At 39.8% G+C, this 15,006-nt stretch carries 16 protein-coding genes and 4 pseudogenes; 5 read left to right on the top strand and 15 right to left on the bottom strand.

The genetic code is table 11. The features are described from left to right. Window positions 1-242: 242 nt before the first annotated feature. From RUMTOR_RS02200 to RUMTOR_RS02175, 6 genes are all read right to left on the bottom strand, one after another. A complete protein-coding gene (locus RUMTOR_RS02200; protein ID WP_004845420.1) occupies window positions 243-599 on the bottom strand; it encodes a hypothetical protein in 357 nt (118 codons plus the stop codon). Beyond that, window positions 596-994 (bottom strand): YbaN family protein, encoded by a 399-nt coding sequence (locus RUMTOR_RS02195; RefSeq protein ID WP_004845419.1) that lies wholly within the window; start codon window positions 992-994, stop codon window positions 596-598. The genes RUMTOR_RS02200 and RUMTOR_RS02195 overlap by 4 nt, the downstream gene beginning before the upstream one ends. Before the next feature lie 66 nt (window positions 995-1,060). Continuing rightward, window positions 1,061-2,719 (bottom strand): amino acid ABC transporter ATP-binding/permease protein, encoded by a 1,659-nt coding sequence (locus RUMTOR_RS02190; protein WP_004845418.1) that lies wholly within the window; start codon window positions 2,717-2,719, stop codon window positions 1,061-1,063. Continuing rightward, on the bottom strand, window positions 2,716-4,452 hold the full coding sequence (locus tag RUMTOR_RS02185; RefSeq protein ID WP_004845417.1) for an ABC transporter ATP-binding protein/permease: 1,737 nt from the start codon (window positions 4,450-4,452) through the stop codon (window positions 2,716-2,718). Before RUMTOR_RS02185 ends, RUMTOR_RS02190 begins: the two co-directional genes overlap by 4 nt. A 257-nt stretch (window positions 4,453-4,709) precedes the next feature. After that, a complete protein-coding gene (locus RUMTOR_RS02180) occupies window positions 4,710-5,348 on the bottom strand; it encodes a CatA-like O-acetyltransferase, family 2 (RefSeq protein ID WP_004845415.1) in 639 nt (212 codons plus the stop codon). Between the two features lie 53 nt (window positions 5,349-5,401). Further along, window positions 5,402-6,256: a helix-turn-helix domain-containing protein gene (locus RUMTOR_RS02175; RefSeq protein ID WP_004845414.1), complete on the bottom strand. Its 855-nt coding sequence runs from the start codon at window positions 6,254-6,256 to the stop codon at window positions 5,402-5,404. A gap of 200 nt (window positions 6,257-6,456) precedes the next feature. Here RUMTOR_RS02175 and RUMTOR_RS02170 point away from each other — a divergent pair, with 200 nt between their 5' ends. The 4 genes from RUMTOR_RS02170 (at window position 6,457) to RUMTOR_RS02155 (ending at window position 7,911) form a co-directional block, all read left to right on the top strand. After that, window positions 6,457-6,663, top strand: a complete 207-nt coding sequence (locus RUMTOR_RS02170; protein WP_004845413.1) for a helix-turn-helix transcriptional regulator — start codon at window positions 6,457-6,459, stop codon at window positions 6,661-6,663. Further along, window positions 6,660-6,983, top strand: coding sequence for a hypothetical protein (locus tag RUMTOR_RS02165; protein ID WP_004845412.1), 324 nt, complete (start codon window positions 6,660-6,662; stop codon window positions 6,981-6,983). The genes RUMTOR_RS02170 and RUMTOR_RS02165 overlap by 4 nt, the downstream gene beginning before the upstream one ends. 124 nt (window positions 6,984-7,107) lie before the next feature. Next, window positions 7,108-7,467, top strand: a complete 360-nt coding sequence (locus RUMTOR_RS02160) for a DUF3784 domain-containing protein (RefSeq protein ID WP_004845411.1) — start codon at window positions 7,108-7,110, stop codon at window positions 7,465-7,467. Window positions 7,468-7,614: 147 nt separating this feature from the next. Then, a complete protein-coding gene (locus tag RUMTOR_RS02155; protein ID WP_009243144.1) occupies window positions 7,615-7,911 on the top strand; it encodes a DUF6442 family protein in 297 nt (98 codons plus the stop codon). A gap of 120 nt (window positions 7,912-8,031) precedes the next feature. Here the strand turns inward: RUMTOR_RS02155 and RUMTOR_RS02150 are convergent, their stop codons facing one another. The 3 genes from RUMTOR_RS02150 to RUMTOR_RS02145 all read right to left on the bottom strand — a co-directional run bounded on the left by RUMTOR_RS02150 (window position 8,032) and on the right by RUMTOR_RS02145 (window position 9,179). Next, window positions 8,032-8,250 carry a helix-turn-helix domain-containing protein gene (locus tag RUMTOR_RS02150; protein WP_004845409.1) on the bottom strand — a complete coding sequence of 73 codons (219 nt, stop codon included), beginning with the start codon at window positions 8,248-8,250 and terminating at the stop codon, window positions 8,032-8,034. 69 nt (window positions 8,251-8,319) lie between these two features. Further along, on the bottom strand, window positions 8,320-8,496 hold the full coding sequence (locus RUMTOR_RS12635; protein WP_009243145.1) for a response regulator: 177 nt from the start codon (window positions 8,494-8,496) through the stop codon (window positions 8,320-8,322). A gap of 71 nt (window positions 8,497-8,567) precedes the next feature. Next, window positions 8,568-9,179 carry a class I SAM-dependent methyltransferase gene (locus tag RUMTOR_RS02145; protein ID WP_004845407.1) on the bottom strand — a complete coding sequence of 204 codons (612 nt, stop codon included), beginning with the start codon at window positions 9,177-9,179 and terminating at the stop codon, window positions 8,568-8,570. Between the two features lie 261 nt (window positions 9,180-9,440). Here RUMTOR_RS02145 and RUMTOR_RS02140 point away from each other — a divergent pair. After that, window positions 9,441-9,905, top strand: a pseudogene (locus RUMTOR_RS02140) (transposase); the annotation flags it as partial. A 91-nt stretch (window positions 9,906-9,996) separates the two neighbouring features. On the opposite strand, the pseudogene RUMTOR_RS02135 reads toward RUMTOR_RS02140, so the two are convergent. The 6 genes and pseudogenes from RUMTOR_RS02135 to RUMTOR_RS02120 form a co-directional block, all read right to left on the bottom strand. Next, window positions 9,997-10,215, bottom strand: a pseudogene (locus RUMTOR_RS02135) (DUF961 family protein); the annotation flags it as partial. 15 nt (window positions 10,216-10,230) lie between these two features. After that, window positions 10,231-10,446, bottom strand: a pseudogene (locus RUMTOR_RS12630) (DUF961 family protein); the annotation flags it as partial. Further along, a pseudogene (locus tag RUMTOR_RS13975) lies at window positions 10,444-10,624 on the bottom strand (MSCRAMM family protein); the annotation flags it as partial. The pseudogenes RUMTOR_RS13975 and RUMTOR_RS12630, both read right to left, overlap by 3 nt. A gap of 119 nt (window positions 10,625-10,743) precedes the next feature. Next, window positions 10,744-10,875 (bottom strand): DUF6075 family protein, encoded by a 132-nt coding sequence (locus RUMTOR_RS13360; protein WP_227070054.1) that lies wholly within the window; start codon window positions 10,873-10,875, stop codon window positions 10,744-10,746. 158 nt (window positions 10,876-11,033) lie between these two features. Then, on the bottom strand, window positions 11,034-13,658 hold the full coding sequence (gene ppdK, locus RUMTOR_RS02125; RefSeq protein ID WP_004845402.1) for a pyruvate, phosphate dikinase: 2,625 nt from the start codon (window positions 13,656-13,658) through the stop codon (window positions 11,034-11,036). Between the two features lie 82 nt (window positions 13,659-13,740). Then, window positions 13,741-15,006, bottom strand: coding sequence for an NAD(P)/FAD-dependent oxidoreductase (locus tag RUMTOR_RS02120; protein WP_004845400.1), 1,266 nt, complete (start codon window positions 15,004-15,006; stop codon window positions 13,741-13,743).

The raw sequence follows: 15,006 nt of genomic DNA, 5'->3' as shown, positions 1-15,006 counted from the left end.
ATGCCCACACGTTGCAGAATACTCTGGAAAACATCCATTTGACTGCACCCTCAGCGGTCCATTTGCCAACTTGTTTCTCATCCGGCTCTCAGCTACCCGGACTCTCTGTAAAGGCATCATTGACGTTATCTCCGCTTCAACGGTTTAATATATTATTAAATTTTTCACAGTATACCACCCGACTTTATAAATGTCAAGAATCAATTTTAAGCCTTTTCTTCTTTTCCGATGATTCCTTTTTTTTATTTATTCGCATTATGCGCATGTGATCTTAAACTATAACAAATCTTTTTCTTAAATACAAAAATATGTATTGCCAAAAAGAAAACAACTGCAATAGAACTGATCGTATGAATTGACAAAATTATCGGATATTGTTTAAATATCATGCCGAACAGTCCTGTCAGAAACACCTCAAATATTAAGCCAAGCACAAAAAACCTGAAAATATTCATCTTCTTCCAATAAACTCCTGTATGTACAAGACAAAGTATTAGAAAAATTACGGATGCCAGCTTATGAATATGTACCCCGGTGATCGGCACAAGCAATGTCAAAATAAATGTAAGAAACAAAAGTGTATTTAAAATCCTTTTCATATCCCTTCATTCTCCTTCGGAATATATCTTTTTACACCAAACGTAAAATACAAAATATGAAACAGCCAGACACCGAAAAGTATCGAACAAGGTATATAAAGGTTTTTTCTAAACATTATAAAAAAGCCAAAAGACATTAAAAATGTCACTGTGATCATGATCCGAACTTTTGTTTTCCTCGTCATCCCCTGACCTTTTGCATAAGTTTCAAGATTATTTTTATATAATTTTGTTCCCTTAAACCATTTGTCTAACTTCTTAGAACTTCTCGCAAAACAAAAAGCGGCAAAAATCAAAAACGGAAACGTCGGAAGAACCGGTAGCACTGCGCCCACTGCGCCCAGTCCAAAGCTTATACACCCAAAAATAATGTAAAGTATCTTTTTTATATTCATCTTCTTTCTCCTATCTCTTTTTTCTTTTTTTGTTTCAACAGTATGGTTTACATGACATTTTTCTTATCAGCTCATTCTCCCATGCTCTACCGAATATATCTTGTCGGCAATTCGCATCGTAGACTCTCTGTGTGATACGAGCACAACCGTTTTTCCATTCCGTTCTTCATGTAAAGATCTAAGTATGACAGCTTCATTTAAACTATCTAAATTACTTGTAGGCTCGTCAAGTAGCATAAACGGCGCGTCGTGTAAAAAAGCACGGGCAAGACCGATCCGCTGTCTTTCACCGCCTGAAAGCGTATCACCCAGCTCTCCTACCTGTGTATCATAACCTTGCGGCAAAGTCATAATAAACTCATGAACAGAAGCTTTTTGACAAGCAGCCTTTATTTCTTCATCTGTTGCATTTAGTTTTGCAATTCTTATATTATTTTTTATGCTGTCGTGAAACAAATGTGTTTCCTGTGTCACAAAACTTTCCATATTTCTAAGATTTGCAGTATTGATATGCTCTATATCAGTATCGGAAAGTTTGACGCTTCCATTCTCCACCTTCCAAAATCGCATAAATAGTTTAAGAAGAGTGGATTTACCGCTACCGCTTCTGCCCACGATCCCAACAACTGAATTTTTCGGAATATCTGCTGAAAGGTTGTCAAGAATTATTTCGTCCTTATAAGCAAAAGTTACGTTTTCCGCCTTGGCACCGTTAAACGAAACCTCTTTTTCATCTTTAATCTCTTCTACAAGAGGCTCTTCCTCTAAAATATCAAGTACGCGGCTGCCGGATGCGAAAGTGTTTTGCAAAGTGCTGCCTAAATTAGCAAGCGCTATTGCCGGTCCGAAAGATGAAAACAGTGCAAGCGTACAGATCAATATCCCGTCAAATCCTATCGCGTTTGTCTGATATAAATATGCGGAAAGAAAAAGCATCATAAAGTCAAATATTAAGATTACCGTATTTGTAACCGCTATATTTCGACCGGCAATTTTCTTCATTCTCTCTTCATCTGCGGAAAGTTCATCTGTTTTTTTATTCATTTCTGCAAGACGTTTTTGTCCCTGACCATACTGGATCGTCTCAGAAAGTCCACGTAAACTATCTAATACAAAACCGGAAAGTGCGCCGGACTTGCTGCGAAACTTCATTCCATCGTCACCGCTGATCTTAGAAATAATCAAAGGAATGATCACTCCGATCGTCAGGTAGGCGATGAGAGCCAGCCCGCCAAGCCAAATATGGTACGACGCAATAAAAGCCGTCATGATCAAAGTAAAGAAAAACCAGATCAATACCGGAGAAATGGTATGAGCATAGAATACTTCCAAAAGTTCGATATCTGATGTAATGACTGAAATCAAATCCCCTTTATCTTTGCTTTCTAATTTGGCGGGACATAGCTTTCTAAGAGCTTGAAATACTTTATCTCGTATGAGAGCCAAAAGTTTAAATGCGATAAAATGATTGCACGCCTGCTCTGCATAACGAAGCGCCGCACGAAGGACCGAGAATATCGCCAGAGATATAAAAATGATCGTCAAACTAAACGGCACATTAACACCGACAAGATCGAGTACGGCAAACCCTCCGAAAATCGTGATAAAAGAAGCGCACAAATGTCCGACAATCCCCATTATGACAGCAAGCGCCATATAAGCCGTAAGAGGTTTTACAAGACCGATCAGTTTTGTCACAACGGTAAACCTACTTCTTTTTTTCATTGTACAGCACCATCCTTTCCATAATTTTCTAATCTTTGCTGCGCTTCCCACAACTTTTCATAATCCGCTTTATTTTCCAATAATTCTCTATGTTTTCCGCTCTCTGCTATTTTTCCGTTTACCATTACATATATAGCATCTGCTTTTACCACATTTACAAGACGGTGCGATATGAGAATAACAGTCTTGCTCTCTGCCAGATTTTGTATCTCATTCATGATGTCGTTTTCACTCTCAACATCAATATTAGAAGTAGCTTCATCAAAAATATATATCGGACTATCGTGGAGAAGAGCCCTTGCAAGCGCAAGCCTTTGACATTGACCGCCGGACAGATTGGACGCTTTTTCTGACAAACCGGTGTCCAGACCTTTTTCATTACGGACGAAATCCGCAAGATTTACTCTTTCAAGCACTTCCCACAATTCGCTGTCCGATGCATCCGGTTTTCCCATGAGCAGATTATCCCGTACCGTTCCCTTAAACAAATAGCTTTGGTGACTAATGTAAGTTATGTTCTCCATAAGGTCGGCTTCACGGATTTCAGACAATTCTGTTTCTCCGACCGAAACCGATCCGCCATACCCTTTATTTCTCCCTGTAAGAATGGCAGAAATCGTAGACTTTCCACACCCCGATTCACCTACGATGGCTGTAAAAGCGCCTCTTTTGAATGTCATATTCACCCCGCTTAAAATCTCGCGATCATTATCGTAAGAAAAATGCAAATCCCGGCATACAATATCGCCTTTCGGACAGTCTGCCTTCTTTTCTTCTGCTTCCGGCAGATCAAGTAACCGAAATATCTTTTGTCCTGCCGCCATACCATTCATTGCAATATGGAAGAACGAACCAAGCTGCCGCATAGGAATAAAGAAATCGGCCGACAGCATAATAATTAATAAACATCCCGCAAGACTTACATTCCCTTTACTGTACTGAGTCACAGACATCACTATGCCAAGCGCCGCTCCCCCATAAGCGATCAAATCCATAATCGTAATAGAGTTAAGCTGCATCGTTAAAACTTTCATTGTGATTTTGCGGAATTTTTCCGCCTCAACGTTCATCTCATCGTTCTTAAAATCATCTGCCCGGTATATTTTAAGAGTCGTCAGCCCTTGCAGGTTCTCAAGGAAAGTGTCGCCAAGCGCGGTGTACTGTCCCCAATATTTTGACAACAGTTTTTTTGCCCATGTCTGTACTGCAGCTATCGCAGCCGGTATCAGCGGTACACAAACAAGAAGCACGGCCGCAGCCGGAACATTGACAAATCCAAGAACAATAAATAATGTCAAAGGAGCAAGCATTGCATAAAAAAACTGGGGAAGATATGCTCCGAAATACGTTTCCAACTGTTCCACGCCTTCTACCGATATTTGGACAATCTCTGACGTTTGAGCTTTCTCTTTATATGAGCTTCCCAGGCGAAGAAGTTTCCTGTATATCTTTTCTCTCAATACTTTCTTTACCGCCTTGGAAGAAAGATATCCCATTTTTGCAGATTGTACCGCACAAAAATAGCGGATGCCTACCGCTGCCGCCACAACAATTACAGTACAGACAAAGTTTTCCCGGTCTGCAGTATTCGCAAATAGCCTGGAAAGCAAATCGGCAATACTCACCATCATCGTAATGTTTGCCACAAGTGATATCCATTGATATATTACATTCCATGCAATGTATTTTTTACTTTCTCTTACCGTTCTAATAAGTCGTTTATCAATCATCATATCTTCTTTTCTCCTTCAACAACTTTTGTTACTTCACACTTATAGACACATTCTTCTTTTACCGGGCTGTTCTCTCCTGACAACGGATATTTTTCTGCCCCGCGCAAATCAAATGACGTCTTGTGATTAGTTATTGCTAACTCTTGATCAAAAAAATAAGCGGCAGTTTACAGCCGCTTTAAAGCGCCATTGATTAGTTGCAGCTAACTTCTGGTAGTATATACTAAATCATCTTTTTTGGCAAGAGTTTTTTTCATTTAGGACAACAGATATGGCAGTCTTTCAATTTCTTCCTGCAGATTCTTTAGAAATTTACCTGCATGCGCACCGTCCATTTGCGTATGGTGAAACTGAAAAGAAATTGATAAGAGAGCCTTTTCACCGTCCATGCGATACCTTCCCCATATCATAAAAGGATTGTTGAAAATTCCGCTGTTCATCCCAACAGCTCCATCCAGTTCTACATTTACAATAGCCGAAGTTCCTATGACCATATATTCATCCGATAGATCGTGGTCAATACAAGTATTGCACACTTCTGTTGTATATCTTAGATAATCGGCATTAAATTTTTCAAGATTATCCGTACAGGCAATATCGCACGAACTAACTTCTCCGTCTTTATTTTCAACAATCGTATTAACAGCAAGTTTATCATACTGTATCAACTTGTCTCCCACGGGCAATAAATAAAATTCTTTTACTGAAACAGCAGCCTTGCCTATACAAAAGTCAAGAAGCATGTTGAACTTCATACCGCGGCTTTTGCTTACTTTGATCAATGGCATTACATCGTAAGTCTTGAAAAATGTAACCATAGGGTTCGGAGCTTTCATCCAAAGCTCAAATGCCAAAGTTCTCGTAGTTTCTTTCGGATCTATTTCTCTTACGCACATTGTTATTTCCTCACATAATTTACAAATTAGATTTTTATTCTGTTTTCACAAAGCTATTTGTCATTATTTGTTTCTGAATGCTTTGCGTGGAATACAAAACGCTGTGTTGGATAACCGAATTCTATTAAAAGCTCTCGTTCTGCAAAACCAAGCTGCCGCAGTTCTTCGCGGTATCCTGTATCGGCTCTGTCTCCTTTCCTATAAGTTGTTATTGAAATATCCTGATCCGGACAATAATCTTCCAACAACGCATCCAAAAAAATCTTTTGAATCCCTCTTTTTCGGTATTGCGGATGTATCCCCATAAATTCAATACTGCACGGCAAAACACCAAAAGCCAAAGCGCCGATCAACAAATCTCCGTCTTTCAAAACCAACGCCTGCCTGTTTCGGATAAATATCTTTAATTTGTGTAAGTAGTCTGTTTCATCTAAAACAGGATATCCGTCAACCACCAACCGAAGTAACTCCATCCAGGAAGGTATATCCTCCATAACCGCAAGCCGTATATCGTTCTTTGTTAGTGCGGCGCTTTGCATTTTGTCGTGTAAAGTAAATCGCAGCAGCAAAGGGTAGAACGCCTGCTTGTCACGATATTGCGCAGGCGATGTCTTATACATAGCTGTAAAAGCAGTAGTAAAAGATTGCTGACTTTCATATCCGCAGATAAAAGCAATTTCAATGATCGGTTTGTCTGAGAATACTAATAACTTTGCAGCTTCGGTAAGCTGCCTTCTCTGAACATAATCGTGCATTGTCATCCCGACTGTTTTAGTAAATATACGATGCAAATGATATTTTGAGTAATTAACCGCTGTGGCAACAGTTTCAAGATCAAGCTTTCCGCTGAGATGATCTTCAATATAACCTATGACCGTTTCAATGCTGATAACCGTTTTATTTTCCATAAGAAGCCTCCCTACGAATTATAATATAACAAATAATCCGGTTTGTGTTTTCACAATTCTTGCTATATTGATTATTTACTCTTTCAGACATAAAATTAATGCTTCCCTGTCTTAATAAATGTCATGCTGGCTTGACATTTATATATGACATGCTATAATGACAATGTAAGGCTAGCATGACATAAAGGGAGGGGGATTTTTTGAAAAACCGAGTAAAAGAATTGCGTGAAAAGGAGAATCTGACACAAAAAAAACTGGGAGAAAAGGTTCATGTTTCAAGACAGGCAATCAACGCTATTGAAACCGGAAAATATGACCCGTCACTTTGGTTGGCTTATGATATTGCACAACTGTTTCATATGACCATTGAAGAAGTATTCATTTTTAAGGAGAGTGAAAGAAAATGAAATCATTAAAAAATCCTATGACTAATGCAATTTATATAGCCTTGATTACTGCAATTTACGCCATAATATTTATAGTTTCATCTGAATTTGTATTTAAATATGATCACTTTCTCTCTGATAGCCGATGGTCTTTATTTATCCAAAACAAAAACATGAAATATGTTGGACTTGGAATGATTGGCGTAGCAATTATTATTGATACATTTTCTGCTTTAAGAAGAAAAAAGTTTGATGAGTACCAAATAATTACATTGGAAAAAATCATGTTATTTAACGGCTCTTTTCTAAATATAATTTCCCTCTCTCCCTCTTTATACTGATTTTTGTACCCGCATATTTTGTGGAAACGATTTTTTTCTTCATTCTATTTCAATGGCTATGTATGATCATTACAGAAATAACTTATTTGATCAAGAACTATAAATAATAAGGAGAGGTGCTATTATGTGGTTTGTTTGGTTTATGTGGGGAATAGTTGGCGTTGCTATTATCGCAACAATTATTTTGCTGACAGGAAAGGGAAGTATGCTTGTTACCGGTTTTAACACAAAAAATGCAGAGGAATTAACAAAATATGATGTAAAAAAAGTAAGTAGGCAAGCAGGAATTTTTATGACTTTAATTGACTTTGGATTAATCGGACTTGTTTCATATATTCAGTTTAGAGCAGTTCCGGCTATTCAAGATAATACAATCTCAAATTATGGAACTGAAATAACTGTTGTTTCTCTCGGGATTTGCATTTACATACTTTTTGTTGCAATTATAGCGACTACTCGCGGTTTTAAGAACTGTAAGAAATAGCAAAATCAAAATGATATGTTTCACAACAAAACGAAAATGCTCATGTACGGTAAAGGAACACGCATGAATTTGCTTTTTCGATTTCAATGTTCACAAAAACCTTTACTTTCATGTACTATAAACATAAAAATTAGGAGGAGTTACGATATGAAACAGCCACCAAGACAAAGAACAATAAAAGACGAGCGAGATGAAAAAATAGGAAAAGACGCAAAAGTTTATGCCTTTGAATGGATAATAGCTATTACCCAAGTATTAACGATAATGTGCATAATAAAGGGAAATCCGGCATGGAAAGGAACAATATCGATATTATTTTTTGGCGTTGCATTTTTACTGTTTTATGAATTTAAGCAGTATGAGGCAAAACCCTTCAAGCAAGTTGGAATTGTTTTCCTGATTATAGGGATTGCATTGTTGATATGGTTTGGAATTACAGGATAGATAACCCAAAGTGCTACCGCCCTCTTTTATTTTACAACTGAATAACAGCCGCCCTGCAGCGGCACACGAAGAGGATGTGACAAAACTCGATTGAGTTTTGTCACATCCCCTTTTAATAAATCAATCTTCTTGTGTGTCCTTTTGAAATTCTAAAATATCGCCGGGTTGACAGTCTAATGCGTCACAGATGGCATTTAAGGTTGAAAAGCGAATAGCACTTACCTTTCCGGTCTTAATTTTGGATAAGTTGACATTTGCAATACCAACCTTTTCGGATAGTTCGTTTAAGCTTATTTTTCTATCTGCCATCATTCTATCAAGCCTTAAAATTATTGCCATATCATATCTCCTTTATAATGTTTCATCTACCTCTTGCTGCAACTCACATTCATAACCCTTGATATAAGCTCAACAGAAGAAAAAGTCAATACTGGAGTCTAGTTTTAACAGAGCTTCCTTCGCATCGGCAGCTTCTTTGACAATAAAACCATTTCTACATAATAGAATACGAAGAATTTCACGAATTTCCGAATCATCATCTACAATTAAAATAGTTTCTGGCCCTTTTTCTTTTTCTGTTACCAAATATGACCACCTCATTTCAATATAAAACTTGTAATTCCTTTACGCTAAAATACTATATTTTCATCTGCATCTTATCCTTTTTTACAAACTACGCAGAGCCATCCTTTTTTATTTTTGTGTATTTTTATGTCTGTAAAACCTGCATCCTCCAAAGATTTTTTTATTTGTTCAGAATTGTATATTTTCATTCCCTGTATAATCTTAGTCCACTTTTCTTCTTTAGAATTTTCGCCATTTGATTCGTTGCAAATCATAAAAGTTCCGCTGACTTTCAAAACTCGATATACTTGCTTAAATGCCTCATTAATATCAGGCCAAAAATATATTGTTTCAAACGCAGTAATTATATCAAAAGTTTCTTTTCGGAAAGGCAGTTTCATTACATTACCCTGCAAGATTTCACAATGCTTATTTTCTATTTCTGCCTTATTGATTTTTGAGGATTTTATTACACTAACTTCTGAATAATCAATGCCGATCACCTTGCCGTATGGGGTTTTTACTAATAGCTTTTTTACATTTGCCCCACCGCCACATCCAATATCCAGACATCTGTAATCATTTCTAATCTCTATATGTGTAAATCCCCATTCAGCCATAGATGAATGTCCGGCATTCATCATATTAACCATAATTTTTCCGCCAATCCCTTCAGGTTTACAAGTATTTTGAAAAAAAGACATGCACAATGCTCCTTTCTAAGTTAGTTTTAACTAACTCGATTATATCACACTTTCGGCAAACTGTCCAATCTGTCCGGAGAAGCACCGCAGAAAGCCTCCGAACAAATTGCTGATTCTGTATGAATTCCATAGATTTTCATTTTCTATATCATCATGAACATGATAAAAAAAGGGGCTGTGAAATAACAGTCTCTACGGAAAAAGAGGACTTTTCGTTCAAAATGAACGAAAGGTCCTCTTTTATATTAAAATTAACTTGCGATGAAAATTTCAACTGTAAATTATAATAACCCAAAACAAGGATATTTACCACTGTTTCTTTCAGATTGTTTGGATCTGCTGGATCCTGTTTTAACATTTGACAGATTGATGGGAGTAATCGATTTAAATAAGTATCTGACAGATATTCCGGAGTACACAACTGGACGACTCAGATATAATCCGTTCAACATGTTAAAAACGGTACTTTTCGGATTTATGACCAGCGGCTACTGCTCCCTGAGAGAACCGGAAGACAACTGCAAAGTCAATATCAGATTCATGTATCTCATGGATCACCATACTCCATCATACCGAACCTTTGGATATTTCATCAACGAAGTACTTCAGGATAAGATTGAAAACATTTTTAACGACATCAATCAAGCAATCTTCAACGAGGAGCATGTGGATTTGCAACATATCTACATCGATGGTTCCAAGTTTGAAGCAAACGCCAACAAATATATATCGCAGTTGTTGGCGTGAACCATTATCGTTCAGATATGGACTGTTTCATTCCTTTGATGAAGCACTTCAAACAAACGTATGGTATCCCAACTGCATTGTACGGAAATTCCCTTAACGGTACTTCTGGCGGTACACACACAGGGATAATTCCACCATGCAGACTGCATTTTAAATCATAGATACGCTTTTTAAGCTGGGTACTCGGTGTCCCGTCCTCATTCTGCAAGAATACATCACGCACCGCTGTAAATTTTAATTCTCCAAATGTTTTTTCTTTGTCAATGACAAACCCGTTTGATAATCTCATAATTTTTTCACTCCTTTACTTTTCTTTAACTGCTACAATATCGTCAACAACTAACACATAATCGGTATGTCCCATATCCCCGATTGCGTAACCTCTGCCGTATAACTTCGGATTGACAAGTTTTACTTTCTGCTTACTTGAACTTCTTTTCGCCAGCCTGTACGGGAATTTCTACTACAACATTTCCCCTCTCTGCACATCAGAATAAAGGTTATAGCTTCGTCTGGCTACACATTGTTCCAACAGACAGGCTTGTTTGTAATTCAGTTCCTTGTGAGCTTCGCCATACTGTTTAACATACTCTAAGGATAACGCTACATCTGAAATCTGGTCGGCACTCATGCGTGAGCTTGCGTCAGCTCTGGTCTCGTAGACCATTCTTAAAATCTGTATTGATGTCAATACAATCGGATAACTTCTTCTTTGCTCTTTTTTCAGCCCTTGTTTCATTAAAGTCTGCAACAAATCTTTTATTTCTGGTTGCTCTCTTAGCACAACCTTTTCTGATGTTTCCATCTTTAACTCCTCCTATCGCTCTTTTGGTCGTATCTGCGGTTTCATAGTTGGTAGCTCCCGACAGTAGTCTGGATAGTTCAGACGGATTGCCTCAAAAAAATACGGAGCATATCCACATTCAAATATCTCATAAGGTGTAGACAATTTTTCCTTTCCAAATAGAAAAAGAGACTGTTATTTCACAGCCCCTGTAATAAATCTTTTACCCCAACTCTTGACAAAGAGCCGAAAAATAAGCGTACCACTATTTCTAATGATACGCTTATCTTATTTCATTTTTTAATTAAGTTCTATGAGAACTCCTATTTATTTGCGATAGCTGCCTGTGCTGCTGCCAGTCTTGCGATCGGCACACGGAACGGTGAGCAGGATACATAGTCAAGACCAAGTTTGTTGCAGAATTCTACAGAACTCGGATCTCCGCCGTGCTCTCCACAGATTCCTACGTGAAGATTCGGATTAACCGGTTTTCCTAATGTGATCGCCATATCCATCAGCTTACCAACGCCTGTCTGATCCAGTTTTGCAAACGGATCGTTCTCGAAGATCTTAGCATCGTAATAAGCATCAAGGAACTTACCTGCGTCATCACGAGAGAATCCAAATGCCATCTGTGTCAAGTCGTTTGTACCGAAGCAGAAGAAGTCAGCTTCTTTTGCGATCTCGTCTGCTGTAAGAGCAGCTCTCGGGATCTCGATCATTGTACCTACTTCATATTTCAGGCTGCTGTTTGCTGCTGCGATTTCAGCGTCTGCTGTCTCAACAACGAACTTCTTAACATATTTTAACTCTTTTACATCGCCTACGAGCGGAATCATGATCTCCGGTTTTACTGTCCAGTCCGGATGAGCGTTCTGTACATTGATCGCTGCGCGGATAACAGCTCTTGTCTGCATCTTAGCGATTTCCGGATATGTCACTGCCAGACGGCATCCACGATGTCCCATCATCGGGTTAAACTCGTGCAGGCTGTCGATAATTGCTTTGATCTGATCAACTGTCTTGCCCTGTGCGTCAGCCAGTTTCTTGATGTCCTCTTCCTCTGTCGGAACGAACTCATGAAGCGGCGGATCAAGGAAACGGATTGTAACCGGATTTCCTTCAAGAGCCTCATAGAGAGCCTCGAAGTCACCCTGCTGCTCCGGAAGGATTTTTTCAAGAGCCGCTTCTCTTTCCTCTACTGTTTCAGAGCAGATCATCTCACGGAAAGCGTCGATTCTGTTGCCTTCAAAGAACATATGCTCTGTACGGCAAAGTCCGATACCTTCTGCTCCAAGTTCGCGGGCTTTCTTAGCGTCAGCCGGTGTATCTGCGTTTGTACGAACTTTCATTGTTCTGTATTTATCAGCCCATCCCATGATTCTTCCGAACTCACCTGCGATCGTAGCATCTACTGTCGGGATGATTCCGTCATAAATAGCTCCTGTAGATCCGTCAAGAGAAATGCTGTCTCCCTCGTGGAACTCTTTTCCTGCTAATGTGAATTTCTTGTTTGCTTCATCCATTGTGATGTCTCCGCATCCAGATACACAGCATGTACCCATACCACGTGCAACAACGGCTGCGTGAGATGTCATACCACCGCGAACTGTCAGGATACCCTGTGCGGATTTCATACCTGTGATGTCTTCCGGTGATGTCTCAAGACGAACAAGGATTACTTTTTCTCCTCTTGCAGCCCATTCAACAGCGTCGTCAGCTGTGAACACGATCTTACCGCAAGCAGCTCCCGGAGATGCTCCAAGTGCTTTTGCCATCGGTGTTGCGGCTTTCAGTGCGGCAGCATCGAACTGCGGATGGAGAAGTGTATCAAGGTTTCTCGGATCGATCATAGCTACAGCTTCTTCTTCTGTTCTCATTCCCTCGTCAACAAGGTCACAAGCGATCTTAAGAGCTGCCTGAGCTGTTCTCTTACCGTTACGAGTCTGAAGCATGAACAGTTTACCATGCTCTACAGTAAACTCCATGTCCTGCATATCTCTGTAGTGTGTTTCAAGTGTTTTGCACACATCTTTGAACTGTGCGAACGCTTCCGGGAATTTCTGTTCCATCTCGGAAATGTGCATCGGTGTACGAACACCTGCAACTACGTCTTCGCCCTGTGCATTTGTAAGGAACTCTCCGAAAAGTCCGTTCTCTCCTGTAGCAGGGTCACGTGTAAATGCAACACCTGTACCACAGTCATCTCCCATATTTCCGAATGCCATCATCTGTACGTTGACAGCAGTTCCCCATGAATACGGGATATCATTGTCACGGCGGTATACGTTTGCTCTCGGGTTATCCCATGAACGGAATACAGCTTTAACAGCTCCCATTAACTGCTCTTTTGCGTCTGACGGGAAATCTGCTCCGATCTTCTCTTTGTACTCAGCTTTAAACTGTCCGGCAAGAGTCTTAAGATCTTCTGCTGTAAGATCAACGTCCTGAGTAACGCCTTTTTCTTCTTTCATTTTGTCGATAAGCTCTTCAAAGTATTTCTTACCAACTTCCATAACTACATCAGAATACATCTGGATGAATCTTCTGTAGCAGTCCCATGCCCAACGAGCATTTCCGGAAGCCTCTGCAAGAGTCTCTACAACTTCTTCGTTAAGACCGAGGTTAAGAATTGTATCCATCATACCCGGCATGGAAGCTCTTGCTCCGGAACGAACGGAAACAAGAAGAGGATTCTCTTTATCTCCGAATTTCTTTCCTGTGATCTCTTCCAATTTAACAATAGCGTCCATGATCTGACTCATAATTTCGTCGTTGATCTTTCTGCCATCTTCATAATACTGTGTACAAGCCTCTGTTGTTACAGTAAATCCCTGCGGTACAGGGAGTCCGAGACTTGTCATCTCTGCAAGGTTCGCGCCTTTTCCACCAAGAAGGTTTCTCATTGTTGCGTTACCTTCTGTGAACATATAAACCCATTTTGCCATGTCACAATGACCTCCTAAAAAATTTTGCAAATATTTCTGCTATAATTCGCATATAATATTCTAATGGTTTTATTCACTTGCGTCAAGCGTTTTGTCGGCTTTTGTCTGTCTTTTTGTCCATCTTTTCGTCTATTTTCCACACATATTTCCCACGATCTCCGATTCCGTAAAAATCAGCAAACGTAATCTTAAAAATCTTATTTTTCATAGAACTGATATCTATCTTACTTTTGATCATATATTGCCATATTCCCGAATGCGCAATATCTCCCTGAAGCAAAATTCCTTCCGGTACTCCGTCTTTCATGATCAGACGGCGATATACGTTTCTGTCTTCCTCGACAAAGATCTCATCCCCTTCTTCCTGTCTGATCCTTCCGAGGCAAAGAGTAACCAGTCCGAAAAAGTTGATCGTATTTTTCGCGGCAAATGTATCCGTATACTCTGTACCGACTCCGCACATATTTCTTGCCGCCGTCTGTCCCTGCTTCATCGCGTTCGGCCAGATGCCCGACAATCCCGTAACATCTCCCGCCGCATATACGTTCGGTACATTTGTCTCCATCTTAGAATTTACTTTGATTCCTCGTTCGACCTCGATCTCACTTTTTTCTAAAAACCCGACTGCCGGACGTACGCCAGCCGCCACGATGATGAGATCGCATAAAAGCTGTTTTCCCGTATCAAGAGTAACCGCACGAATCATACCGTCAGCTTCGCATACCGCGCCTTCGGCTTTGCATCCGAGATAAAATTGTACCCCTGCCTGTTCAAACAGTTCCTGATATGTCTTCGCCGCATGTGCGTCAAGCTGTACGGGAAGAATCTGTTCCGCCATCTCCACGACAGTCACCTTTTTCCCTCGCTCGATCAATCCGTACGCTGCATCCAGTCCGACAAGTCCTGATCCGATAATCAGAATTTTTTCCGCATCTTCCGCCATTTTATCGATCTCCTGCGCGTCTTTCAAATGCCGGAGTCCAAATACATTTTTCGCTTTCCGAAGATCTCCTACAGGAGGAATAAAACTGTCTGCCCCTGTGGAAATGAGCAGTTTGTCATAACAGATCGATTCTCCTCCCTTTGTATCAACCATCTGATTTGCCGTATCGATAACTTCAATATGTCCGTATACTTCCGCGATCTGATTTTTCTCAAAAAAGTCTTCTTCCACAAACGACAACTCTTCCGCCGTCCTTTCGTGGGAAAGATATTTGTGCAGCATACAGCGGGAATGAACTTGCTCATCTGCCGAAATCATCGTAATCTGTGCATCTTTTTTCAGCTTTCTGATCTCTTTTGCGGCCATGATCCCCGCCGCTCCTGTTCCGATAATCACGTAGTTCAT

It is taken from the genome of [Ruminococcus] torques ATCC 27756, assembly GCF_000153925.1.
In the GTDB taxonomy this organism is placed as follows: Bacteria; Bacillota; Clostridia; order Lachnospirales; family Lachnospiraceae; genus Mediterraneibacter; species Mediterraneibacter torques.
This window is presented reverse-complemented; position numbering and strand designations above follow the sequence as displayed.